At 50.5% G+C, this 23216-nt stretch carries 15 protein-coding genes; 10 read left to right on the top strand and 5 right to left on the bottom strand.

Features of this window, described 5'->3' with window-relative positions; all coding sequences use genetic code 11:
- Positions 1-125: 125 nt before the first annotated feature.
- Positions 126-1916, bottom strand: coding sequence for a purple acid phosphatase family protein (locus ADIS_RS04805; protein WP_010853222.1), 1791 nt, complete (start codon positions 1914-1916; stop codon positions 126-128).
- A 198-nt stretch (positions 1917-2114) separates the two neighbouring features.
- On the opposite strand from ADIS_RS04805, the gene ADIS_RS04810 reads away from it, so the two are divergent.
- From ADIS_RS04810 to ADIS_RS04825, 4 genes are all read left to right on the top strand, one after another.
- On the top strand, positions 2115-2330 hold the full coding sequence (locus ADIS_RS04810) for a hypothetical protein (RefSeq protein WP_010853223.1): 216 nt from the start codon (positions 2115-2117) through the stop codon (positions 2328-2330).
- Positions 2331-2542: 212 nt separating this feature from the next.
- Entirely contained in the window at positions 2543-5938 is a 3396-nt protein-coding gene (locus ADIS_RS04815; protein WP_035804705.1) for a SusC/RagA family TonB-linked outer membrane protein, read from the top strand.
- Positions 5939-5975: 37 nt separating this feature from the next.
- On the top strand, positions 5976-7664 hold the full coding sequence (locus tag ADIS_RS04820) for a SusD/RagB family nutrient-binding outer membrane lipoprotein (RefSeq protein WP_010853225.1): 1689 nt from the start codon (positions 5976-5978) through the stop codon (positions 7662-7664).
- Positions 7665-8003: 339 nt separating this feature from the next.
- Positions 8004-9365, top strand: coding sequence for a purple acid phosphatase family protein (locus tag ADIS_RS04825; RefSeq protein ID WP_010853226.1), 1362 nt, complete (start codon positions 8004-8006; stop codon positions 9363-9365).
- Positions 9366-9419: 54 nt separating this feature from the next.
- Here the strand turns inward: ADIS_RS04825 and ADIS_RS04830 are convergent, their stop codons facing one another.
- The 4 genes from ADIS_RS04830 to ADIS_RS04845 all read right to left on the bottom strand — a co-directional run bounded on the left by ADIS_RS04830 (position 9420) and on the right by ADIS_RS04845 (position 14221).
- The gene (locus ADIS_RS04830) at positions 9420-10718 is read right to left on the bottom strand and encodes a hypothetical protein (protein ID WP_010853227.1); all 1299 of its coding nucleotides are present in this window, start codon (positions 10716-10718) and stop codon (positions 9420-9422) included.
- Positions 10719-10910: 192 nt separating this feature from the next.
- The gene (locus ADIS_RS04835) at positions 10911-12074 is read right to left on the bottom strand and encodes a DNA-binding transcriptional regulator (protein ID WP_010853228.1); all 1164 of its coding nucleotides are present in this window, start codon (positions 12072-12074) and stop codon (positions 10911-10913) included.
- 11 nt (positions 12075-12085) lie between these two features.
- The gene (locus tag ADIS_RS04840; RefSeq protein ID WP_010853229.1) at positions 12086-13336 is read right to left on the bottom strand and encodes an MFS transporter; all 1251 of its coding nucleotides are present in this window, start codon (positions 13334-13336) and stop codon (positions 12086-12088) included.
- Positions 13337-13363: 27 nt separating this feature from the next.
- Positions 13364-14221: an ROK family protein gene (locus tag ADIS_RS04845; protein WP_010853230.1), complete on the bottom strand. Its 858-nt coding sequence runs from the start codon at positions 14219-14221 to the stop codon at positions 13364-13366.
- A 318-nt stretch (positions 14222-14539) separates the two neighbouring features.
- On the opposite strand from ADIS_RS04845, the gene ADIS_RS04850 reads away from it, so the two are divergent.
- The 6 genes from ADIS_RS04850 to ADIS_RS04875 all read left to right on the top strand — a co-directional run bounded on the left by ADIS_RS04850 (position 14540) and on the right by ADIS_RS04875 (position 23028).
- Entirely contained in the window at positions 14540-16705 is a 2166-nt protein-coding gene (locus ADIS_RS04850; RefSeq protein ID WP_010853231.1) for a hypothetical protein, read from the top strand.
- 93 nt (positions 16706-16798) lie between these two features.
- The gene (locus tag ADIS_RS04855) at positions 16799-18208 is read left to right on the top strand and encodes an alkaline phosphatase (RefSeq protein WP_010853232.1); all 1410 of its coding nucleotides are present in this window, start codon (positions 16799-16801) and stop codon (positions 18206-18208) included.
- A 153-nt stretch (positions 18209-18361) separates the two neighbouring features.
- Complete coding sequence (locus ADIS_RS04860; protein WP_010853233.1) at positions 18362-19600, top strand: purple acid phosphatase family protein; 1239 nt, start codon at positions 18362-18364, stop codon at positions 19598-19600.
- A gap of 13 nt (positions 19601-19613) precedes the next feature.
- Positions 19614-20714, top strand: a complete 1101-nt coding sequence (locus tag ADIS_RS04865) for a sialidase family protein (protein ID WP_010853234.1) — start codon at positions 19614-19616, stop codon at positions 20712-20714.
- A 35-nt stretch (positions 20715-20749) separates the two neighbouring features.
- Positions 20750-21799, top strand: coding sequence for a polysaccharide deacetylase family protein (locus ADIS_RS04870; protein WP_010853235.1), 1050 nt, complete (start codon positions 20750-20752; stop codon positions 21797-21799).
- A gap of 20 nt (positions 21800-21819) precedes the next feature.
- A complete protein-coding gene (locus ADIS_RS04875; RefSeq protein ID WP_010853236.1) occupies positions 21820-23028 on the top strand; it encodes a sialidase family protein in 1209 nt (402 codons plus the stop codon).
- Positions 23029-23216 lie beyond the last annotated feature (188 nt).

Genomic DNA, 23216 nt, shown 5'->3' on the forward strand with positions numbered 1-23216 from the left:
GCTTTTTGGAAATCTAAGGTAACGTTATTCTTTTTGATCTGCCAGTAGTGGGGGAGAAATCGGGAGGCTTTTGCCCGGACAATGGCTTTGGTGTCCGGCAACAGGGTTGAAGCGCAGGGGGCTCCCTACTCCTTGGTGAGGGAAAACTGATCCCTAACCTTGCCCTCGAGGTCATATACGGTGTACTGAAGTGACTTGCCGGTTATTTCCATGTGCTGGTATAAAAATTGGGCGGCAAATTGCACCTCGGCATAGCTGCCTTTGTCAGCTTCCTTGTTTTTGCCGGTAGTCCCTATAGATATCACGTATCGGGTACCTTGGGTAGGTTCCCTGCTAATCTCACTGTTGATAAGGGGCTTGGATCGCATGTAGTAGTGAAAATGTCCTCCCATGACCATGTCCACTTGGTGGCGGTCAAAAATCGGTACCCACTCGGCTATGATGTGTTCGTACGGTTCTACGGCATTGTAGGGGGGGAAATGGGTAACGACAAATTTCCAATCTGCCGGGTTCTCGCGAAGAACCTGCTCCACCCAGGGACTTTGGGCCGAAACAGAGAGTGTTGCGTCCAACATGATGAAGAGGGCATTTTGGTAGGTAAAATGGTAGGATCTTCCGGAGGGCAAACCGGTAGGGCCGTTGTCCGGATAGCTGAACATTTCCTCAAACATCCAGGCACCCAGTCCATCCTGACTGTCGTGGTTGCCCGGTACGGCCATTAACGGACGGCGGGATAGGGTTTTGCCGGCATAACCGAACAGCTGATCCCAGTCGTCCCGATGTAGGCCGGTATTTACCAGGTCGCCGGCAATAATGTAAAAGCGGTTATCGGCATGGCGTTGTTCTGCCTGGTGGATTAAGTCTCCCCATTCTTTTGTATTGTGTACATCCCCAAACCAAACAAAAGAGAAGGGCGATTTTTGGGTGTCAGCTGTACGGAAGGATTCGACTGTTGACCACCCGGATGTAGGGTTGCCGGCTAGGTAGGCATAGGAGGTAGCGGGTTCGAGGTTTTGAATTTCCGCGGTAAACCGGTGGATATACCGGTCATTTTGCAGTAAGCGGTCTTCCATTACGTTTGCATGGGCCAATTGGGTCAGTGTATCCGTACTGCCTTTTTTCCAGTATTTTACCATGCCCTCTGCTACCGAAGTGTTCGTTCTCCATTGGATGTCCACGGAGTTGGCCGGACTATTACTCCATGTGAGCATTAGCTGGTCGGGTAGTGGGGAAGAGGGGAAGTCGGTGGACCGAAAGGCCCCGATCAAATGAGCTTCCCTTGCCCTACCTCTGATGGTGGTCAACAGTTGCTGTCCTTTCATGTCCTGCGGCACCTCCGTCAGGGTTAGCCCGTCCCAATCGTGGTAGGTAAAAGCCCCTACGTCCAAGGTTGCGATGTGTTGGTTGGCAGGAAACACCGGCTCAATGACCAGCTTGTCGGGAGCGTTTTTTGGTGCGAGACTGAGGAAATATACCGGTCTATGTTTGTCAAAGCCGTTGATGCCAAGGTTTATCGGTCCTGCCGGGACTTCCTTTTGCCAGACCTCGTAGGTAGAATGGGTGTTCTTGATCTTTTTTTCGGTTTTGATGAATCCGGCATCCTGCAGCCAGAACGGGACGGTTTGCTGACTGGCGTCTCGCATCAGGGAAACCGTAGCAGGGACATTTACGCGCATTACCCAGTATTGCGAAGCAAATGCCTGCTTTTCTTCCGGAGTAATATAGGTATGAACAAATGCCTCGCCAATGGTATCCAGGGCGGAACGGTCGAATTGCCCGTAGAGCCTGGTTACTACCTCATCCATGGTTTCCGAGAGGCTTCGGATGGCACCTAGGTTTTCTGTCGGTTTTCCACAAGAGCCAATAATGAATGCCGAAAAGGCCAGAAGGAGGGATTTTGTTGCGTTGAAGTGCATACTATTCGGTTTGACGATTCTTCGGTAAACATACTAAATGTCTGCATGAATGGGCTAGCGGGATACCGCTTAAAGTAGTGTGATAAAAGCAGAAATAAATAGTAAACCTCTCCACACATTTTTAGAAAATAAAATTTCAAAAAAAGTGGATAGCCCTTTTAATACCCCTTTCTGTATATTGAATCGGAGGGTAACTCAATGAAAAAGAAAGCATCAGACGCCTTGATCCAGAAATTGGTAAGCGGTAAGATTTCCCGGGAAGAGTTTGAACAACTACTGCTTGGCCTTGAAAATCAGGAGGAGGCGGTTTTTTTGGAGAATAGCCTGCGTGAGCATTTTAATTCGATCATGGAGGACTATGAGCAGCGTCAGCAGCGGGTTTCCGGCAAGGCTGGAGATTCAAAGGCAAGCTAGGATTGCTTGGATATAAGAACGTGATGTAGGGTAATAAATAAAAAAGCGAAATGATAAAAAGGTATAAAAATAAGGTAGTTACAGTGTATTTATTTTAACAATTGGTACCCTAGTTTAATGCCAGGGTACAAGTAAGCAATCGGTTTGGAAACATGCTTTCCAATGAAAATAAGCCTAGAATCACTCAAAGAAACACAACTAATTTTAATCAAATGAGCAAACATCGTACAAACAAAATGTTCAAGTGGATGGTACCACTGTTGTCGTTTGGATTATGCTATGGTTCGTCTTATGCGACCATGCTCCATCCGGCAAACCCCGGGGCGAATGCGCCGGAAAACTTAACAATGGCGGAGGAGGCCATTGCGATCACCGTCCGAGGACGGGTTACAGCCAAATCGGACAATATGGGTCTTCCGGGCGTAACCATCGTGGAAAAGGGAACCAATAATGGAACGGTTACCGACATTGAAGGTGATTACACCATTGAGGTAGCCGGGGAGAATTCGGTCCTTGTATTCTCCTATGTCGGTTTCGAAAGCCAGGAGGTGCGGGTAGGTAATCAGTCTTCCATTAATATCTCCTTGGCGGAAGCCATGTCTTCGATGTCTGAGGTGGTGGTAACGGCCTTGGGTATCGAAAGGGAAAAGAGATCCCTAGGGTATGCCGTAGGCGAGGTAAAGGGAGATGATATCCGAAACGTGACCCAGGAAAACGCCATCAATGCCCTTGCAGGTCGTGTGGCGGGTGTCACGATCAATCAGACCAGTGGCGTGGGTTCTTCCACCTCCATTGTGATTCGAGGAGCAACCTCACTTACTAGTGATAACCAGCCCCTATTTGTTATTGATGGGGTGCCCGTGGCGAACAGCTTGGGTAATATGAGATCCATGGGTGGACGGAACGAGGTCGATTATGGCAACCAGATTTCCGACTTGAACCCGGATGACATTGAAAGTATTTCCGTTTTGAAAGGCCCCAGCGCTGCGGCTTTGTACGGAACCCGTGCCGGTAATGGTGTGGTGTTGATCACGACTAAAAAAGGCAAGAAGGGTGAGCGGATGACGGTCAATTTCTCCTCTTCCAATGTATTTGAGACACCGGTTCGGTTTTTGGATTTCCACTATAAGTTCTCAAACGGCAACCGAGTGGGTCTGTTGGATGAGCGATCTGAATACTGGACGGGGATTCCATTGGATCAGGGAATTATGGCAGTACAGTGGAACAGCCCGGTAGATGCCAATGGTAATCGGGTGCCCATGGAAATGCGCTCATATCCCAATAACATGAGAAACTTCTTGGAGACCGGTGTTACCTCTACCAACTCCCTTGCCATTACAGGTTCTACAGACCGTACCACGTATAAGTTGGGCTACACCAATATGTCCCACAATGGTATGATCCCCAATTCGGATCTTTTCAGACACAACCTGAATTTTTCGGTCGGGTTTGAACTTTCCGAAAAGCTGAAGATCTCAACAGATGTCAACCTGTCCAAATCGCTATCAAATGACCGACCGTCTACAGGTAATAGGGGAGCAAATGCCGCGGAGTCGGTTTACAACTGGTCTCACGTGGATATCAACGACCTGAGGGATTACTGGCGTCCAGGCCAGGAGGAATTCCAACAGAATGCTCCTTCCGATAATATGGATAACCCTTATTTTATCGCTTATGGAATCAACAACGGATTTGTAAGGGATAGGGTGCTGGGAAGTATGAAGCTTGACTACAAATGGAGCAAGGACCTGAACTCCCACCTGCGATTGAGCTACGATACCTATGCAGAAAACAGGGAAACCAAAATCCCTTACTCCTATACACGGGAGCGTAGAGGTGCCTACCACCTACAGGACATTGCCCAGGCGGAGTCAAACATAGAATTCCTGACGACTTATAACAAGACGGTTTCAGACTTTAACATCTCCGTATCGGGTGGTGCCAACGCCATGAACCAAAACTTCCGGGACAACTACATGGGAAGCCGTGGTGGCGTGGGCTTGGTGGTTCCCGGTTTGTACCGAATCAGCAACATCCCACAAAATGGTATTGCGTACACCAACTTTTCTTCCCGAAGGGCCATCTACAGTGTGTTTGGGTTGGCTTCTGTTGGATTTAAAGACCAATTGTACCTGGATGTGACAGCCAGAAATGACTGGTCTAGTACTCTTCCTGCCAATAACCGATCTTACTTCTATCCTTCCGCCTCCCTAAGCTGGATGGCCAACTATACCTTTAACCTGCCTCAGCAGGTATCCATGTTGAAGTTTAGGGCGGGTATTGCCCAGGTGGGTAACGACACCAACCCGTATGCACTTACCCCTGTATTGGGAACTGGCAACTGGGGGGATTTGATTTTCAATACCTATCCAGGTAACCTGTTGAACCCCAATTTGAAGCCTGAGATCAATACGTCCCAAGAGTACGGACTGGATTTGAATTTGTTCAACGATCGCTTGCGGTTTGAAGGAACCTATTTCTATCAGGAAAACAGAAACCAGATCCTAAACGTGCAGGGACCCTCTTCGTCAGGTTTTCCTTCCCGTCAGATCAATGCAGGTATGATTTCCAGCCGGGGCTGGGAGATCATGTTGGGTGGTACACCTATTCAGCGATCTAATGGCCTTTCCCTGGATGTGAATGTTAACTTCACCCGCATGAGAACCCGCTTGGAAAGCCTTACTGACGGCATGGATTTCATCACGCTTTGGGATGACAACAATGGCGGTGCACAGACCTTCGTAGGCGAGGATATTGGTAACCTGTATAGCCGAGGGTTCCGATTTGTAGAGGATCCCAACTCTCCCTATTACAGATGGCCGATTTTGACCAACAATACAGGTTCTTGGCAGCCAGATAACCGTAGAGAGGCCAGGGTGAAAGTGGGTAACTTCAATCCAGACTTCATCATGGGTATGCAGACTGGATTGCGTTACAAAAAGTGGAATATGCAGGCCAGTTTTGATTGGAGAATGGGTGGTCAGTATCAGTCATTTACCTATCGATATGGAGGATCCAATTGGAAGTCACAACTTCAAATCGACAACCTGATTCCAGGTGGGCTTTATTCTACAGACGAATTGATCGCTCTTTTGAAGTCTGATCCGGATAGATACATTATTCCCCAAAATGGTAATTTCCCCCGGGTAGGTGGTTATACCCAGGAAATGGGCGGTCTTCCTACGCCATTGGGTAATGAAACCAATTTCGACGGAGCGTTTATCCCAGGTGTGATTGAAGTTTCGCCGGGTGTATACAGAGAACATCTAGGTGGAGAGGGAACCTTTATCCGTCCTGTTTCCAATATGTTTGCCTGGTCTTATAACCAACAGGTGACCTTTGATGCCTCCTTTATCAAGTTGCGTGAGCTTTCCATTGGCTACGATTTGCCTACACCAAGGGGAATCCGTAATGCAAACCTGTCCGTATTTACCCGAAACGTGATTCTTTGGACGGCAGCCAACAACGGTATCGATCCAGAGCGTGCCTTCCAAATCATCGGTGGACGTCAGGGAGACAGTGCAAACGTATTCCGTCAGGGTATTGAATTGCAGAACGTAATGCCGTGGACCATGCCGTTTGGCTTTAGGTTAAACATGACGTTCTAATTGACCTTGGTTAACGAAACTTTAAATTTGAAAAGAGATGAAAATAGTTAGTTCATTTTATAAGTTCATGATCGCGGTAGGGCTTTTGGCAGCCGTGTCCTGCGATAGCTTGGACGAGATAAACGATAATCCCAATGGGATTTCGCCATCCTCTGCCAACCCAAACTTGCTTCTGCCGGCGGTAATGAGGCAGACTGCTCTGAATATCAACAGTCTAGGATACGGAATCCTTGCGGGTACAGTTCAACATACCCAGCACGACGGTTGGTTTACCGGCCACAACCAGTACGAGTGGGGCTTGCAGGACTGGAACGGTTGGTACGATATCCTTCGCAATAATCGTTTCCTTATGGAAAGGGCCGAAGCGACTGGTCTGGATTTTCACAAGGGTATCGCTTTGACGATGAAGTCTTTCGCTTTCGGTACTATCACTGACTTGTGGGGAGATGCTCCCTATACGATGGCTCTTCGCGGCGACCAGCCGGGAGTTGAAAATGAGTTTCCGGCGTATGACAGCCAAGAGATCATCTACGATGGGATCATCAATGACCTAAAAGCTGCCGCCCAGATTTTCTCCTCCGGTAGAAACACCGGTATCATTCCGCAGTATGACCTGTATTTTGGTGGAAATGCGCAACGTTGGCATAAGTTTGCCAACTCGCTGCTGCTTAGATATTACATGAGGTTGCAGGCGAAGAAGCCCGATTTTGCGCGGGCAGGTATAGAAGAAGTGTTCCGTACCGGCGTGTTCCTTACAGCGGCTGACGAGGACGTGACCATGAACTTCATAGGTGCATCGCAGGCGGACTCATGGCCAAGTGCCACCGACTTTGATGCAGGGTCTGGATTCCGGCGGATTAAGCCAACCACTACTTTGATCAACCGTATGTTGGAGATCGAGGATCCCCGAGTTCCGATTTGGTTTAGGCCTGTACACTGTAGATGGGTTGAGGATCCAACGCTCACCACCGCCATCGACCCCTTTATCCGCGAAAACGGCGTAATCCTAAACGGTCGGGTTTCCTTTAGTGATGCGGATTATGTACAGCGAATCGCAGCTGGAAATGTCTACACAAGGCATTACAACCCAGCGCTGTTGGGACGGCAGCTTGACACAGGTCGATATGTGGGTATTCCTCCCGCTTTGGAGAACCCCAGCGCGCATAACCTGAACCCTACGGAGGGCCAGCAGCTGGAAAACCAGCACGTATCGCAGCTTTCTGACCGCTATCGTGGCCGAAGTGGAGGAATACTGCGGGCCAGAATTATATCTGCGGCTGAGGTACACTTTATCCTAGCAGAAGCTGCGCAGCGAGGATGGAATGTAGGAAATGCGCAAACCCATTACAACAATGCCGTTCGGCTTTCCCTAGAGACTTGGGGAGTAGGAAGCTCCTACAGCGAGTACATAGCTAGACCTGGAGTAGCTTATAACGGAAGTTTGGCGCAAATCATTGAGCAGAAATGGATCGCCTCTTGGACTACTGCTTCCGAGTCTTGGTTTGATTTCCGTAGAACCGGTCTCCCTGCATTGGTACCCGGTGAAGCAGCTGCTGAGCCTGTGTTGCCTGTGCGCTTTACCTATGGCAATAACGAGATAAACTTTAACGCCAACAATGTGAATGCGGCTATTGGCCGCTTGGAAGTGACCTTTGCCGCAGGTAGGGGTGCCAATAACCAGTGGTCCAAGCCTTGGCTGATTCAAGGAACAGGCAAGCCTTGGTAGTATTTTTGTAATCCATCTGAATTTTTTGCGCCCTGACTTTCACGATAGATCAGGGCGCTTCTTTTTTCAGGCATTGCCATTCTTTCCTTTTTTAGTTTGATCACACGATTTTGAGCGGTGGGAATAGTCGTTAGTGGTTCCTTTGGCGTATCACTTCAAAGGACTTTTCCTACTGGAGTGGTTCACTCACTACCCTGTAAAACAAAAGCATTTATGAAATACCCATGAAACGTATCTTTTTGGAGAAGGATACTTTTAATGGGCATTCCCCCGAGGGATTGGGGCAGGCTATTCCGATAAACCGGAACGAGTTACGATCGCAATAAAAATTGAAAACATATGAATTCCATTGTCTTGATACTTTCAAAACGGTTTAGGCGGTTTTGTTCTGTTGCCGTTGGCTGTTTGATTGGAGCCGTAGCCGTCTATGGTCAGCATACAACAGATTTCGATCCTATTAGTCCTCAGTTGGCGGGGTATCTGCCTTCCATAATGCCGGATAGGGTAATCCTGAATCTATCCGAGTCACCACTTGAATCGCTAAACGTGAACTGGAGAACCTCGGTAGGCCAGCCGGTAGGTGTTTTGGAATGGGCAGAGGCTACCCATTCATCTTCCTTTTTGCAACAGGTGGTGGCCGTGAAGGCCGATAGTGAATTGCTAATCGTCGAGCACGAGTCGAATCCTACCATAGAAGCGTATTACCATGCAGCCGAAATGACTGGTCTGATGGCCGGCAAGACCTACGTATACCGTGTAGGACATGGGGATTTTTGGAGTGAATGGTTTCAGGTCAGGGTTCCGGATGTGGCATCGGAGGGCATCTCTTTTTTGTATCTGGGCGACGCCCAAAACGGGATACGCGACCATTGGTCCAGGCTGATCCGTCAGGCATACAAGCATTTTCCCAATGCCGCCTTTTCCCTTCATGCCGGCGACCTTATAAATAGGCATAACAATGATTTCGAATGGGGCGAGTGGTTCTACGCAGGCGGGTTTATCCATGCCACGCTGCCCAGCATCATGACGCCGGGCAACCACGAATATGGAAAGGACGAGACCCTTGCTCCCCAATGGAGGCCCCAGTTTAACCTGCCGCTCAATGGGCCAAAGGGATTGGAGGAAACCTGTTACCAAGTGAACTATCCGGAACTGAAGCTGATCTCACTGAATGCCGAGGAGATAGAGGAGTCCCCCTACCTGAAACAGCAGCAGGTGCTATGGTTGGATTCCATTTTGCTCAATGATCCCAGAAAATGGACGGTAGTCACCATCCATCACCCCTTTTACTCCACGAAAGCCAATCGGGACAACGAGGATTTGCGGAAGCACTTTAAGCCTATTGTGGATAAATATAAGGTGGACATGGTATTGCAAGGACATGATCACGCCTATGGTAGAGGCATGATCGGACCCAGCCAACAGGGTGGTATTGATGAAGTAAGATCCGAGGAGGAAGGGACTGTTTATGTAGTATCTATGGCGGGAATCAAGATGTATGATGCGGAGGATTATCCCTGGATGGAACGTAAGGCTTCCAAAACCCAAACCTATCAGGTTATTCATATTGTGGGCGACAAGCTCGAATACGAGGCTTATACCATTCATGGGGAGCTCTACGATGCCTTTGATCTGCACAAAGCGGCAGATGGGCGAAATAAGTTGGTAAACCGAATTCCGACAACACCGGAGTATGAATAGAAAAAGGGAGCCAGCTGTGAGTTGGCTCCCTTTTTTGATCCTTCTGAAAGAGGGTTAGTTGAGTTCAAACCTTCGGTTCATCCCGGGCATTTCCCCGTGGGTATTGATGGCGACCAACGCTAACAGGGCGATAAAGAGAATGACCCCGATCAGCATGTATCCGTACTTGGCCGATGCAAAGGGCCTGTCCACAAAGGTGACCGTCAGCCGCGGGGTGGCCCAAAGGATCACTGCGAAATTTGCTATATACAAGAATTGCTCGACTCGGTAGAAGCTCAGGAAGGAGCCGGTGATCAGGATGGTATAGAGGATGTAGAGTCCAAAATACCCGATGAAAACCTCTTTGATGAGGGAGGAGGGAACAGGGAGATCGAGCCGATCGGTATAGGTGGCAAACTTACGAATCCAAACGACGACAGGCAGGATAAGTGCTATGAAGGCAACCCACTGTACAATGCGGATGATTCCGGCTGTGTCTCCTTCGACCAAGCGCTGTATAGTAGGCTGTAGATCTTTGGCGATAAAGGACTGCTGCCACACAAAAAAGGGAATCACCAACACCAATCCCACCAAGGGGATCATTAAATTCGAGTTTTTCAATACAGTCTTTTTGTCTTCTGCCCAGGTTGCCGTGAAGGTAGCGTAGGCCATGCCCGCTCCGCCAAAAAAGCCCAGTGAGTACTCCATGACGTTCCACATGTTAAAAGGAACCTGCGCCACATTGCCGAGTACCTGCAGAAAATTGCCAAAGGCAAAGCCAAATCCACCGCCAAGACCGGAAAAAATGGCCACCCGTAGCGCATTTTTCTGTCCTGTTCGCACCAGGTAGTACATCAAGGCCAGGCCTATTCCGGCACATACTCCCCAGGCTTCGGATCGCGGTGGGGTCATTTTGATGCCCAGCTGCTCGATGATAAAGTAATAAAAAATCACGCCGCCTACGGTCAGCTCGGTAACGACCCGGTGCCATTTGACTTTGTTTTCCGATGTGTCGGCCAAGACCAATCCAAAAAGCCCCCCGCCTATAAAGCCATACAATCCTCCGATGACCAATAACATTAGGAGGCCATAGTAAACGTTGATGAATTCGATTCCCCGGCCATACCCGACCACGGCACCATAACTCATCATGCCACCAAGTCCCCATCCCACAGCACCGGCAAAGGCCGCTTTAATTGCTTTCGGATACCAGTCTTTCCTTCCGGAAAGCAACAGGATGGATAAACTGCCTATGCCTCCTGCCCAAGCTGCGCCCTGCTCGTGGCCGAACTGGCCCCGTATGGCCCATGCGGTCGCCAATGCCATACCGGCAATCAAAACTGCCAGCCAAGTATCCTTATTCAACTGCTTCATATGTGTTTAGATTATTTGGTGAAAATAAAGGTTTGGGAAATAGTTTCGTGTGTATTGCAAAAGTTGCAAAGTATATACTTCGGGGAGGCTTTTTAGACTATCCAAAAAGAAGGTATAAACGGTTCAAAAAGATAGATTTCAGTGAATGGGGAATCGTTGATCCTTTCGGCATGGCTCTCCGGCTACCTTTTGTTACTTGCCGGCAAGGTATTGTCTGCGGTATTCTACCGGATTGCAGCCCTTTACCTGCTTAAACTGACGGGCGATATTTTTGCTGTCGTTCAGGCCTAGGTCCATGGCGATTTCAAACACAGTCTGATCCGTTTCCAACAGCTTTTGGGCAAATTTCTCAATACGCAGGTTGGAGATATATTTATAGATAGGGTATCCCGTGATCTGCAAAAAACGTTTTTCGAGGGTTCTCCTGGATAGGGGGACCTGCTTGACGACTTCGTCTACCTGAAGGTTTTTTTCTATGTTTTTATGGATGTACTTGAGGGAGGAAGCGATGTAGTCGTCGTTGGTGGCGTAGATATCGGTAGACTGCCGTGTGATGATTTGGGTGGGCTTCACTATGATATCGTAATGGCTGTCAAAACCATGGGTGATCATGTGATCCATCAGCTTGGCGGTGTCATACCCTCCCTTCTCCACATCCATGGCGATGCTGGATAGCGGTGGGTCGGACAGCTCGCACAGCATCACGTCGTTGTCCACGCCCAATACGGCAACTTCCTCCGGAATACGGATTTTGTTCTGTTTGCAGGCTTCTGCGATGTGAAGCCCCTGATTGTCGTCACAGGTCATCAGCGCAATGGGTTTTGGAAGGGAGAGCAGCCACTTGCTTAGCGAATTGCTTTTGTAGTACCAAAGGTCGGTAGACCTTGACTTGCGGTGTTCAAAATAATGAACTTTATACCCAAGGGAGTTGATTTTCTCTTCAAAACCTTCCGCCCTTTCCCTAGACCAAACGATGTCGTTGAAGCCGTAAAAGGCGAAGTTTTTAAAGCCCTTTTGCAAAAAATAGGAGGCCCCCATCAGCCCGGTCTCACGGTAGGCTCCGGTGATATTGGGCAGTTCTTTGAACCGCTCCTTGAAATCCTGTGCCACGACGGGAATCTTGGATTCCAGAATAGCCTTGATATCCATGTCGTTGTATAGCTGACCGATGATCCCGTCCGCTCCCCATTCCTTCGCCCAGTTGATGATGCCTTCTATGCCGATGGTTTCCCGGTAGTATAGTGGCATGCGGCAGTAGGTCCACGGGCCGTGTTCGGAGGAGTATTTGGATATCCCTTTGAGCAAGCTTTTGCTGTATTCCTCCGCAAAGTCCAACAAAAGAATGATCTTGTACATGCCTTCAGGGATTAGTTAAAAAGGTCTTTGAAGCTTTTTACCGTGGCGTTGGTGACCAAAGGCTTTGCCCAAATGCCAATGCTTAGGATATAGCCAAGGGTGATCAATAAGAACAACATCGCCACTTTCAGCCCGACCAGCTCGGCGATGCCTCCCACAACCAGCGGGACCACCGCTCCCCCTGCAATTCCGGTGCACAGGATCCCGGAGAAGGTTCCGTGGTGTTTGGAAACGGAGTTTAGCGCAAGGGAGAAAATGATCGACCACATCACCGAGGCAAAAAAGCCTACAAGGGGAAACGCCACGATGGCCACTGCGGTAGGCCCAAATAATCCGGCAAGCAGGGAGACGATGGCTCCCGAGGTAAACAGCATCAACACCCGGCGGCTGTCAAAGAACTTGAGCAGCACCAAGCCCAGCAAACAACCCACTGTCAACAGTCCCCAGAAATAGGATATGACGGAGGCACCAACCGTAGAGGGATCTACCCCATGGTAGTCTTGCAAAAATTTGGAGGTCCAGTTGGCCACTCCCTGTTCGGTACCTACGTAGCAGAAGATTCCTAAAAAGAACAGGATTACCATTCGGTCGCCGAGCAGTTCCTTAAGGGACGAGCCCGCATCGATTTTCTCATCCTCTTTGAGCTCCACCGTGGGAAACTTGGCAAAAAGGATAATGATGACCATCAGAAAGGAGGTTACGGCAAAGACCCAGTACAGGGATACCCATTTGAGGTTTTCTGGAACGAGTCCGTTGAGCAGCGTTATCAAGGCCGAGGTGTCGGCTGTATGCATGTTGTTTACCAAGTAGCTGTAGAGCCAGGGGCTTAAAAAGCTTGCCGCACCAAAGGCGAGCTGACCCAAGACGGAATTAAAGGCAAAATGTTCATCCCCCCCGGCTGTGCGCAGTAGTGGGTTGATGACTACCTGGAGCATGGCCATGCCTATTCCTATGATGAACAGGGAGCTCAGGGCCACGCCAAAGCTTGGTATCAGGGCAAAAATAAGGGCACCGGTAAATGCCATTACAAACGCGGCGGTCAGCACTTTTTTCTCCCGGTATTTTTCAACCAGAATACCCGAGGGAATGGACATCACCGCATACGCAGCGAAAAACGCAAAGGGCAGGAAGCCTGCCAATCCCAAGCTAAGCGTAAAGCTATCGATTATATCCGGGATGATGGGGCCCAGTATGTTGGTCAAAAATGAAATGACAAAAAATATCAGTAGAATTAACGCTACTATCAGGTTGTTTCTCTTCATGATGGGGTGGGTTTGTAAAAAGGGATTTTACAGGGCGTTTGTTTGGCCTACTAGGGCTTGGTCTACCAACGCAGCAGCGCCCAACAGCGCAATGTTTTCGTTTTTGGAAACCAGAATAGTCAGCTTATTGATGATTTCCGGATAGATAAAATCCTGAAAACTATCTTCCATGCTCTTTTTGAAAAACTGGAATGCCTTTGCAAGGGATCCACCCAGAATGATGGCTTCTGGATCGTAGGTATACAGAACTGCTTGCACCGCGGCTCCGAAATGGCGCCCAAATTCCTCCCATTGGGCTAAGGAAGGTGTATTGCCGGTTTTCGCCGCTTTGTAGGCGTCCAGCGCCGTCGTGTCATAGAAGCTGCTGAAAAAGTTGCCACTTGCGTAATATTCGATGTTCTTGTCCTTATAGGGTAGCAGGCCTATTTCCCCAGCGCCACAGTTCACACCGGCGTACAGCTTGTTGTCTATGATTATGCCCGAACCGAGGCCTGTCCCTATGGACATGCCCACCATGTTGCTGAACTGCTTGCCCAGCCCAAATCGGTGCTCTCCGATGGCAAAACAGTTTACGTCGTTGTTGACAAACACAGGTACGTCAAACTCCTTCTCCAGAATAGCTTTGAGTTCCACTTTTTTCCAGGAAGGGATATTGGTCACGTTGTAAACGATGCCGTTTTTAACGTCGACTACAGAGGGGACACCAATTCCTATCCCATCAACCTTATGGTCCATCAAAGGTTTGATGAAATTGATCACCTGCTTCAGCGTGGAGGGTAGGGAGTCTTTTTCCTCTAGCAGTGCCTTGGTTTGGGAAATGATCTCTCCGTTTTTTTCGATTCCAACCTGGATTTTTGTACCTCCTAAGTCAATACCTATATTCATGTGTTACTCTCTGTAGATTGAATGTGAGAAAAAGTTTGCCTTATATCCATACTGTACGACGAATTCTTCCGTAAAGGTTGCCTTTGATTTTCTTTTTGAGGGGTTTCATTACGGGTTAATTTTCTCTTATTTCCGTTGGATAGTCTCGTTGGTTTTCCATGTATACTTTCAAAAACGGTTTTAGGCTATCTTCTTACCTACAATTTTGAAGATAGTCCATAACCCATTTTTGGTGGTATTACCAGTCGAATGACCGAGATTTACTTCCTCGGTTATTGACAAAAAAATGTATGGCAAGTTACTGGATTTAGTTTAATTATGGTAGAAAAAAGTATTTTTAACGCATTGCTGGGGCTGTTCTTTTCCCTTTTCATCAGTCAGGTCTATGCCCAAGGCAAGCCCTATGTACAAGCCGTTTCCGCAAAATTCGGTGTGGCGGAAAAGTCCCCGCTCCCCCAATTTTTGAAAGTGGTGGTCGATTACGACGATCAAGTATTTGTCCTCAGTGACCGGGGCGTGTATTTTCCCTTTGGAGGGCTGCTGATACCGGATCATAGGTACCGTTCACTTGCGGGCAAGGTGCCCCTTGATATCAGCATACAGGAGGAAACCGGTTACCTGTACTATCTCTATGCAGACCGTTTCCTCAGCAATGCCCATGCCGGAAAGCCTTTTGGGAGATTGCCGGAAGGAGCCTTTGACCGGCTGGCGGTAAATGCCGCAGGGGATGTATTGCTGACGGGCCGTGGCAAGGCTTCAGTCTTTCGGGCGGGACGTCTGCTGGACCTTGGCCGCCTCCCGGCACCGGTTCAGGGGCTGTTTGTGCACCAAGGTATGTTTTACCTGCATGCCGGGGATAGGGTGTTGCAGGTCAATGGCAAGGATCAACTGGAGGAGCTGGTGGCGGTGCCGGGACTGCGGGCCATTGCCTTCCGGGAGGGCGAGCTGATTGCAGGATCTGACGCAGGCTATACGGTGTACTCGCTACGTGATTTTAGTCAACTCCTGCCGTGGCAGGAGAAACTGCCGGTGCAGGCAGTCCGGTCCCTGGCAGTGAGCGGGGGACAGGTCTGGGCAGGGACTTCGCAGGGAGCCTTTCGAAGGCTTTCGGATGGGAGTTTTCGCTATTACGCTTCGAATCGCTGGCTCATGGAGGATGAGGTGATGGATATGGCCTTTGATTCCATGGGAGATGCCTACCTCCTGACCAAAAGTGGGCTCAACCAGATCCGGTTTAAAGAAACAACCTTGGCGGAAAAGGCTGCGCATTTTGAGTCAAAGATAAGGCAGCGGCATATCCGTTTCGGTTTTTCCACCGAAACCCGCGTCAAGGATCCAAGGAATCTGGGGAGGTCGGAGCTTGTGGATGACGATAACGATGGGTTATGGACGTCTTTTTACCTGGGCAGTATGGCCTTTAAGCATGCGGTTACCGGGGACAGCCAGTCCAGAAGGTATGCCTGGGAGTCATTCGAGGCTTTTGAACGCCTCCTGTCCATCAACCAATTGCAGGGCTTTCCCTCAAGGACCTTTGAGCGAACTGGCTATAAGGTCTCCGGCCCCTCCAAATGGCGGGAGTCTCCGGATGAGGGCTGGGAATGGAAGGGACATACCAGCAGCGACGAGTTTGTGGGATATATATTCGTAGCTGCCGTGATGGATCAGTTGGTGGCCAAAACCGAAACCGAGCGCAAGCGGGTGGCCGATTTTATCGATGAGATACTCATGCATATGATCAACAACCGCTACTATTTTGTGGATATAGACGGTAAGCCCACCCTATGGGGAAGGTGGCATCCGGAGTACATCAATTCCTATCCGGAAACCGTGGTGGACAGAAAGTTGGGGAGTACAACGCTGATTGCGGGATTGCAGTTGGGATATGCCCTCACGGGCAAGGAGCTGTATAGGGAAGAAGCCTACCGCTTGATGAAGGAAGAGGGATACCTGGAAAATATCAAAATCGACCTGAACCGAATTGGCTCCACGCCGGGGGTGATCTTTGAGGGCCACGATATGGGGGATGGGGGCTGGAACCATTCAGACGACGAAATGGCTTTTTTGACCTACTGGGTTTTGTACCACTATGCGTTTTCCGAGGAGCTGCGCGCCGAGTGGGAATGGGTGATCCACAACCACTGGAAGATCGAGTTGCCCGAAAGAAATGCACTCTGGAGCCTGATTACCTACGGCACAGAGGGCTCCATCGACCGCGAGTCGGTATTTTGGCATCTGGAGGGTTTTGCGTGGGATTTGGTGCGTCACGATGTGAAAAATTCCCACCGGAAAGACCTCCGTATCCTAGACCAGAACTTCCGTGGGCAGACCACCGATGTGCTGCTGCATCCGGATGAACGGAGCATCGAGCGGCACAATGCCAATCCCTTTGTATTGGACGATGGCAGAGGCGGAACCACCGAACTCACCGGAGATGAGTTTCTTCTTCCCTACTGGCTGGGCAGGTACTTGGGAGTTATTCCATAAAAGGTTCCTTCCTATTGATCATAAAATGATAACTTTAGGCGCTGTTCGTCAGCAGATCGCTTTTGGTACCTTTGAAAAAACAATTATAGACACATGAAACGACGGGATTTCTTTAGAAAGGGCGTTTTTGCCTCACTGGGAGCTACTGCTTTGGGCACTGGTTCAGCGTTTGCACGGCATACGGAGGACGCATTTCGAAAAACAGCCAAAAATGTGATTTTTTTGGTCAGTGACGGTATGAGCACCGGAACGCTCAATATGGCGGACGTGCTTCTGAAGCAAAAAGAAGGCAGAAGGAGCCGCTGGGTAGGATCGTACCAGGGAAACATCATGAAACGCTCGCTGATGGAAACAGCCTCGTCCAACTCGGTCGTGACCGACTCTGCTGCCGCGGGTAGCTCCTGGGGAGGTGGCATGCGTGTGCCAAACGGCTCCCTGAACATTGGGCCCAACGGAGAAGAGCCCATTCCCATCCTACAGAAATTCAAGGCAGCCGGCAAGTCGGTAGGCTGTGTTACCTCCGTACAGATTGCCCATGCCACGCCTGCGGCGTTTTGTGTCAACGAAAAGAGCCGGAATGCCATGCCTGTCATCGCGGAGACCTACCTGAAGCTGCGTTTCGACGTGATGTTCGGGGGGGGTGACGAGTTGTTCAATGGCAGCAAGCGGGCCGACAAAAAAGACCTGTACAAAGATTATAGAGCAGCCGGCTTTACGGTGGCCCGAAACCGGGAGGAGTTGCTGAAGGTTCAGGGCAAAGGGCCCGTATTGGGGGTATTCAGTGAGGGGGGCTTGCCCTATGCCATTGATAGGGAAAACGATCCCGAGATCAAAAAGGTAACGCCTTCCATGGCGGAAATGGTGAAAAAGGCCATAGAGATTCTAAGTCAGAACCCCAACGGTTTTGCCATGCAGATCGAGGGCGGTAAGGTGGACTGGGCCGCGCATGGAAACGACGCGCCCGCCCTACTCTACGATCAGATAGACTTTGATGAAGCGGTAGGTATCGCACTGGACTTTGCTGCCAGGGACGGAGAAACCCTCGTAATCATGACCACCGACCATGGAAACGCCAATCCGGGACTGTTTGACGGAGGCGTGAAGGGCAAGTTTGGCACGCTGTTTACCGCCACCCGGTCCAATGAATGGATTTTGAAGCAGCTTAACGGAGACAATACGCCGGATCAGGTCATTGATCTGATAAATGCCTACCAAGGGATCACCATCAAGCCGGAGGAGGCAATTGCCCTCCTGAAAAATTACCAGGTAGTCAACGACGAGGGGCTGTACGACACTGGGAAGATTCCTTTGAAGCTTCTTTCCGAGATACAGATGCCCTATACCGGCATAGGATGGGCAGGAACTGGGCACTCCTCCGATCACGTAGAGCTTGGGATGTTTGGTCCGGGCAGTGAAAACCTACCTGCCTTTATCGAGAACTACAAGCTGCATAACTTTATGCTGAATGCAGCGCATGTACCTGCCATGGCGTACGCCTGGTAAATTAGTTACCCATTTGGTGCGGGGGCTCCGGCTCCCGCATACTTTTTGCATCTCGGCCACCAATTCCAATGGCCTATTCATCTTAATCAATGGTATTAACCCAAAAATAGAAGCCTGTTATCACAGGTGACCGTTTCATTAACCCATCTTCACATGTTAGCTTTAGTCAACAATGTAAAAAAGCAGCTTATTTCCCTGTCCATCGTACTGGTGTCCTTTGGATCCCTGGCGCAGCAGGATCCACTCGGGATCTTTCTGACCTGGAAAGAGGACCCGCTTACCACGATGGTGGTAGACTGGCACCTTACTGCCGCTACGCCCCAGGTATTGCATATCACCGAAAAGGGCGGCAATGCGTGGAAACAGGAGACTGCGGAAGTTTTGCCCTTTCCTTTTTCAGATCGCCATATCCACCGGGTGGCCCTTTCCGGCCTGAAACCCGGAACCTCCTATAGCATTAAGTTCGGCGGACAGGGAAAGGAATATTATTTCAACACCATGCCTGCCGATATCAGCAAGGGGGCGATCCGCATCGCGATCGGAGGGGACTCCATGCACGATCAGGCCTTTATGGAAAAGACCAATACCCAAGTGGCCAAGTACGATCCCCACTTTGCGGTAATCGGCGGTGACTTGGCCTACGCCAATGGCGATCCCAAAAACGTTACCCGCTGGTATGCCTGGTTTGATGCGGTAAAAAATACGCTCATTCGGGAAGATGGCCGTATCATTCCCGTCGTAGTCGGCATAGGTAACCACGAAGTGCAGGGTGGATCCTTCGCCAAGCACGAAGACTTTAAGTTTGACGATGCCAGCAGGGCAAAAATTGCACCCTTCTATTATGGGTTGTTTGCTTTTCCCAATCAGCCAGGCTACGGCGTGTTGGACTTTGGAAACTATTTCAGTTTTTTCCTGCTGGACTCAGACCATTCCAATCCGGTAGACGGCGTTCAAACCGAGTGGTTTAAGCGTGAATTGGCGATCCGGGACAACGTCACGCAAATCATCACCATGCACCACGTGCCTGCCTACCCCTCCGTTCGGGATTTCAACGGTACCACACAGGCACGCGTACGAGAACATTGGCTGCCCCTTATCGAAAAGGCCGGCGTAAAGCTGGTATTTGAAAACCACGACCACGCCTACAAGCGCACCTATCCGATCAAAAACAACGAGGTGAATCAGGATGGTGTAGTATACATCGGGGACGGTTCTTGGGGCACAAGACCCCGGGAAGTGCATGATCCGGAGACCACCTGGTACCTCGATACCGCCCAGTCGGTAAGGGCTTTTACCTTGGTGACCCTCCAGGGCAGTAGTTTCAACATCATTTCCGTAGACGAGGATGGAAATGTAATCGATACCTATCCTGCCAATCCCCTTTTAAAATAAGTCGACTGTTTTTATGAAAAAAATTCTGTTTGGGGCCGCCTCGGTGGTCCTGCTTGCTGGTATTGCTTCCTGTGGAAGTAGCCATACCGACTCGTCCGTCCAGTCCGAACCTGCGGCGGAAGCCTCCATCGTGGGGATTCAGACGTTGGAATACGAGCATATTTTCGGTGATGATCGGCCCTTTGCCCAATGCCATGCGTCCACTATCGCACCACTGGGCGATGGGACCTATATGGTTGCCTGGTTTGCCGGATCCTACGAAAAGCACGACGATGTGGGCATTTGGCTCTCCCAGGGAAAACTGAACGATTGGTCGGAACCGAAGATGGTAGCCAAGCTCCGAAACGACCCCCATTGGAACCCGGTTCTTTTCAATGCTCCGGACGGCAAGATGTACCTCTACTTTAAAGTAGGCAAGGAAATCGACGACTGGGAGACCTGGGTGCAGTACACCGAAGATAAAGGGAAGACCTGGTCTGAGCCCCGTGAGCTGGTGCCCGGCGATATAGGAGGGCGTGGACCGGTGCGAAACCACCTGCTGGTCCTATCAGACGGCACCTGGCTGGCCCCGGCATCCTTGGAGCGCAATCGGGTCTGGGATGTGATCATCGACCGTAGCGAAGATGGCGGGCAAACCTGGCAGGCTACCGACAAGCTAGCCCTGGACAGGGAGAAGGTAACCGGCGAAGGCGTAATTCAGCCGGCCCTGTGGGAATCCAAACCCGGCCACGTGCATATGCTGATGCGAAGCTCCGGTGGATACATTTGCCGCAGCGATTCGGAAGACTACGGCAAGACTTGGTCACCCATCGAAGTTACCGATCTGCCCAACAACAACTCGGGCATCGACATCGCTCCCTTGGGTGGCGAGAAGATAGCGCTGATCTTCAATCCCGTATCGGGAAACTGGGGCAAGCGGTACCCCATCACCGTTGCCATCTCTGAGGACAATGGAAAAACCTGGCCGGTAAAATACGATATAGAGAAAGGTGAAAACGAAAAGGATGAACTCTCCTATCCCGCCATTTTTTACGAAAACGGCCAATTGGTAGGATGCTATACCTGGAACAGGCAGCGTATAGCCTTTTGGAAAGGGGAGCTGATCCGGGAATAAATAACCAAATAGGTAAAAGAGACTAAATAAAGGATATGTTAAAATTTGGAGTTTTGCTGGGAATGGTCGCGGCGTTTGGCACGCAGCTTCTGGCACAGGAAGGTAAGACCTATGCCGAGCGCTTGGGCTATCCCTCCGGTGTCAAAGTGGTGATCTTTCACGTAGATGATGCAGGGATGTCGTATGAGTCCAATACCGGAACCATCCGTTCCATTGAGGATGGGGTAGCCACCTCGTGCAGCATCATGTTCCCCTGCCCTTGGTCGGCGAGTTTTGCGCAATATGCGATCAAGGAACCCATGGATGCGGGGGTGCACCTTACGCTGACTTCGGAGTGGGGGCATTACCGCTGGCATCCCGTGGCCGGCAGGGAGGTAGTGCCTACCCTGATCGATTCGGAGGGAGCCCTATGGCGTTCGGTGGAGGAGGTCGTAAGAAACGCGTCTCCCGATGAAATTGAGCTGGAAATCCGTGCCCAGGTAGACAGGGCCATTGCCCTAGGGCTAAAGCCCACGCATTTGGATAGCCACATGGGTACCTTGTTTTATCATCAGCCCTTTTTGGAGCGGTATATCAAGGTAGGTGCCGAATACGGCATCCCGGTTATGTTTCCGGGAGGGGTAAATAAGCTGCTGGGTTTATCCATGAACGATAACCTGATCAAACGATTAAAGAAGGAGGGAAGCTACCGTGAAGGGATGGAGCTTCCCAAAAATGACCTGATGCTGAAAGCACCGGAAGTAGGTAAGCTGATCTGGAGCCTGGGTCTTCCCGTGTTGGATGATCTCCATTCCGTCAGCGGCAATTGGAAGCCAGAGGGTGATCCCACCGCAGCGGAATGGGGCCGCTACAAAACGGAGCAGTTTAAGGAGGTGCTCTCGCAGATGGAGCCCGGCCTGGCCATGATCATCGTCCATAGCAACGGAGACAACGAGGTGTTTGACCGGATCAGCGGCTCGGGCGGATCGAGGTATGCCGATATGCTGGCGATGATCGATCCGGATTTAAAGGCCTATATCGAAGCGGAAGGCATTATGCTGACCACCTGGCAGGAGGTCATGGAGCGCAGAAAGCGCGTGAAATAGATGGAAATTGTCCCGAGAAAATGATTGAGCGCGGATTATTGATAGGATTGCTTGCCTTGGCAAGTGTGATGCCCCTTAGCGGGCAAGTGGTGCCCAAAGAAGTGGCGGTAGAGGATGAGCAGTTGATCTTTCCCATTCAGCCCGAGCATGCCCACGGCAGCAGTATCGTGGAGTTGCCCAATGGCGATCTACTGGCGACCTGGTTTCAAGGCTCCGGTGAGCGAAAGGCCGACGACGTGAAAATCATGGGAGCGAGGCTGCGCAAGCGGGATAAGCAGTGGGGGCCGCCGTTTTTGATGGCCGATACGCCGCATTTGCCCGACTGCAATCCGGTCTTGTTTTTGAACGGCGACGGCAAGCTCTTTCTGGTATGGATCGCCGTACAGGCTAACCGCTGGGAGCACTCCATTCTACGGGTGAGGACGTCTACCAATTACAACAACGCCGGCGCACCTATATGGGACTGGCAGGACAATATACTGCTCAAGCCCGGCTCCGAATTTGCCGAGGAAGTGGCAGCGAGGTTTAGGGAGCTGCCGGAAACCGGTGCCGGCTGGGCAGAGTATGCGCCGTCTTACGACGATATGATCCTTGAGGCTTCCAAAGACAGCCGAAAAAGCAGCATAGGATGGATGACCCGGATCAAACCGCTGTTTTTGCCGTCGGGAAGGATCCTGCTTCCACTGTATTCTGATGGGTATAACTTTTCACTGGCGGCCATCTCGGACGACGGGGGGGAAACCTGGACTCCCAGCCTGCCCATCGTGGGGAGGGGACCCATACAGCCGGCCTTTGCCCGCAAAGAGGACGGCACCATCGTCGCGTATATGCGGGACAGCGGAGATGCCCCCGCCCGGGTTCACAGGAGTATGTCCAGCGACAATGGCTACTCCTGGACAGCTTCGGAAAAAACAGCAATACCCAACACCGCCAGCGTGGAGCTGCATGCGCTACGTTCCGGGCATTGGGCCTTTTTGGGAAACGACATAGACGACGGGCGCTATCGGGTAGCCCTGTACCTGTCGGATGATGAAGGGGAAACCTGGAAATGGAAAGTATACTTGGAAGACGGGGAAAAGGGACAGGGAGGGCACTCCTATCCCAGCCTGATCGAAGATGGAAAGGGGAACCTCCACATCACCTATTCGTTTCACGAAAGCGGTGACCGGAAATCGATCAAATACCTGTTGGTAAACCCCAAAAAGATACTGAGGCATACCGTAAAATAGCGGAGGCGGGAGGCATGCCAACGCCTTAAGGATATGGCAAAGAGGGGTTTCCTTTGAGCAGTTTTCCCTCTTCCGGCCGTACGCGGTTCGTTGGGCGCCCCTACCGAGCGCCAATACAGGCTGAGGTCGACGATAATGCAGATTTTTTTATGTCCGTGATAGTACAAAATCAGGGTATGCGGGTAATA

This window comes from Lunatimonas lonarensis (assembly GCF_000390185.1).
In the GTDB taxonomy this organism is placed as follows: Bacteria; Bacteroidota; Bacteroidia; order Cytophagales; family Cyclobacteriaceae; genus Lunatimonas; species Lunatimonas lonarensis.

Coding starts and splice junctions, on each gene's coding strand:
- ADIS_RS04805 (WP_010853222.1), bottom strand. CDS start 1,916: ATGCACTTCAACGCAACAAAATCCCTCCTTCTGGCCTTTTCGGCATTC.
- ADIS_RS04810 (WP_010853223.1), top strand. CDS start 2,115: ATGAAAAAGAAAGCATCAGACGCCTTGATCCAGAAATTGGTAAGCGGT.
- ADIS_RS04815 (WP_035804705.1), top strand. CDS start 2,543: ATGAGCAAACATCGTACAAACAAAATGTTCAAGTGGATGGTACCACTG.
- ADIS_RS04820 (WP_010853225.1), top strand. CDS start 5,976: ATGAAAATAGTTAGTTCATTTTATAAGTTCATGATCGCGGTAGGGCTT.
- ADIS_RS04825 (WP_010853226.1), top strand. CDS start 8,004: ATGAATTCCATTGTCTTGATACTTTCAAAACGGTTTAGGCGGTTTTGT.
- ADIS_RS04830 (WP_010853227.1), bottom strand. CDS start 10,718: ATGAAGCAGTTGAATAAGGATACTTGGCTGGCAGTTTTGATTGCCGGT.
- ADIS_RS04835 (WP_010853228.1), bottom strand. CDS start 12,074: ATGTACAAGATCATTCTTTTGTTGGACTTTGCGGAGGAATACAGCAAA.
- ADIS_RS04840 (WP_010853229.1), bottom strand. CDS start 13,336: ATGAAGAGAAACAACCTGATAGTAGCGTTAATTCTACTGATATTTTTT.
- ADIS_RS04845 (WP_010853230.1), bottom strand. CDS start 14,221: ATGAATATAGGTATTGACTTAGGAGGTACAAAAATCCAGGTTGGAATC.
- ADIS_RS04850 (WP_010853231.1), top strand. CDS start 14,540: ATGGTAGAAAAAAGTATTTTTAACGCATTGCTGGGGCTGTTCTTTTCC.
- ADIS_RS04855 (WP_010853232.1), top strand. CDS start 16,799: ATGAAACGACGGGATTTCTTTAGAAAGGGCGTTTTTGCCTCACTGGGA.
- ADIS_RS04860 (WP_010853233.1), top strand. CDS start 18,362: ATGTTAGCTTTAGTCAACAATGTAAAAAAGCAGCTTATTTCCCTGTCC.
- ADIS_RS04865 (WP_010853234.1), top strand. CDS start 19,614: ATGAAAAAAATTCTGTTTGGGGCCGCCTCGGTGGTCCTGCTTGCTGGT.
- ADIS_RS04870 (WP_010853235.1), top strand. CDS start 20,750: ATGTTAAAATTTGGAGTTTTGCTGGGAATGGTCGCGGCGTTTGGCACG.
- ADIS_RS04875 (WP_010853236.1), top strand. CDS start 21,820: ATGATTGAGCGCGGATTATTGATAGGATTGCTTGCCTTGGCAAGTGTG.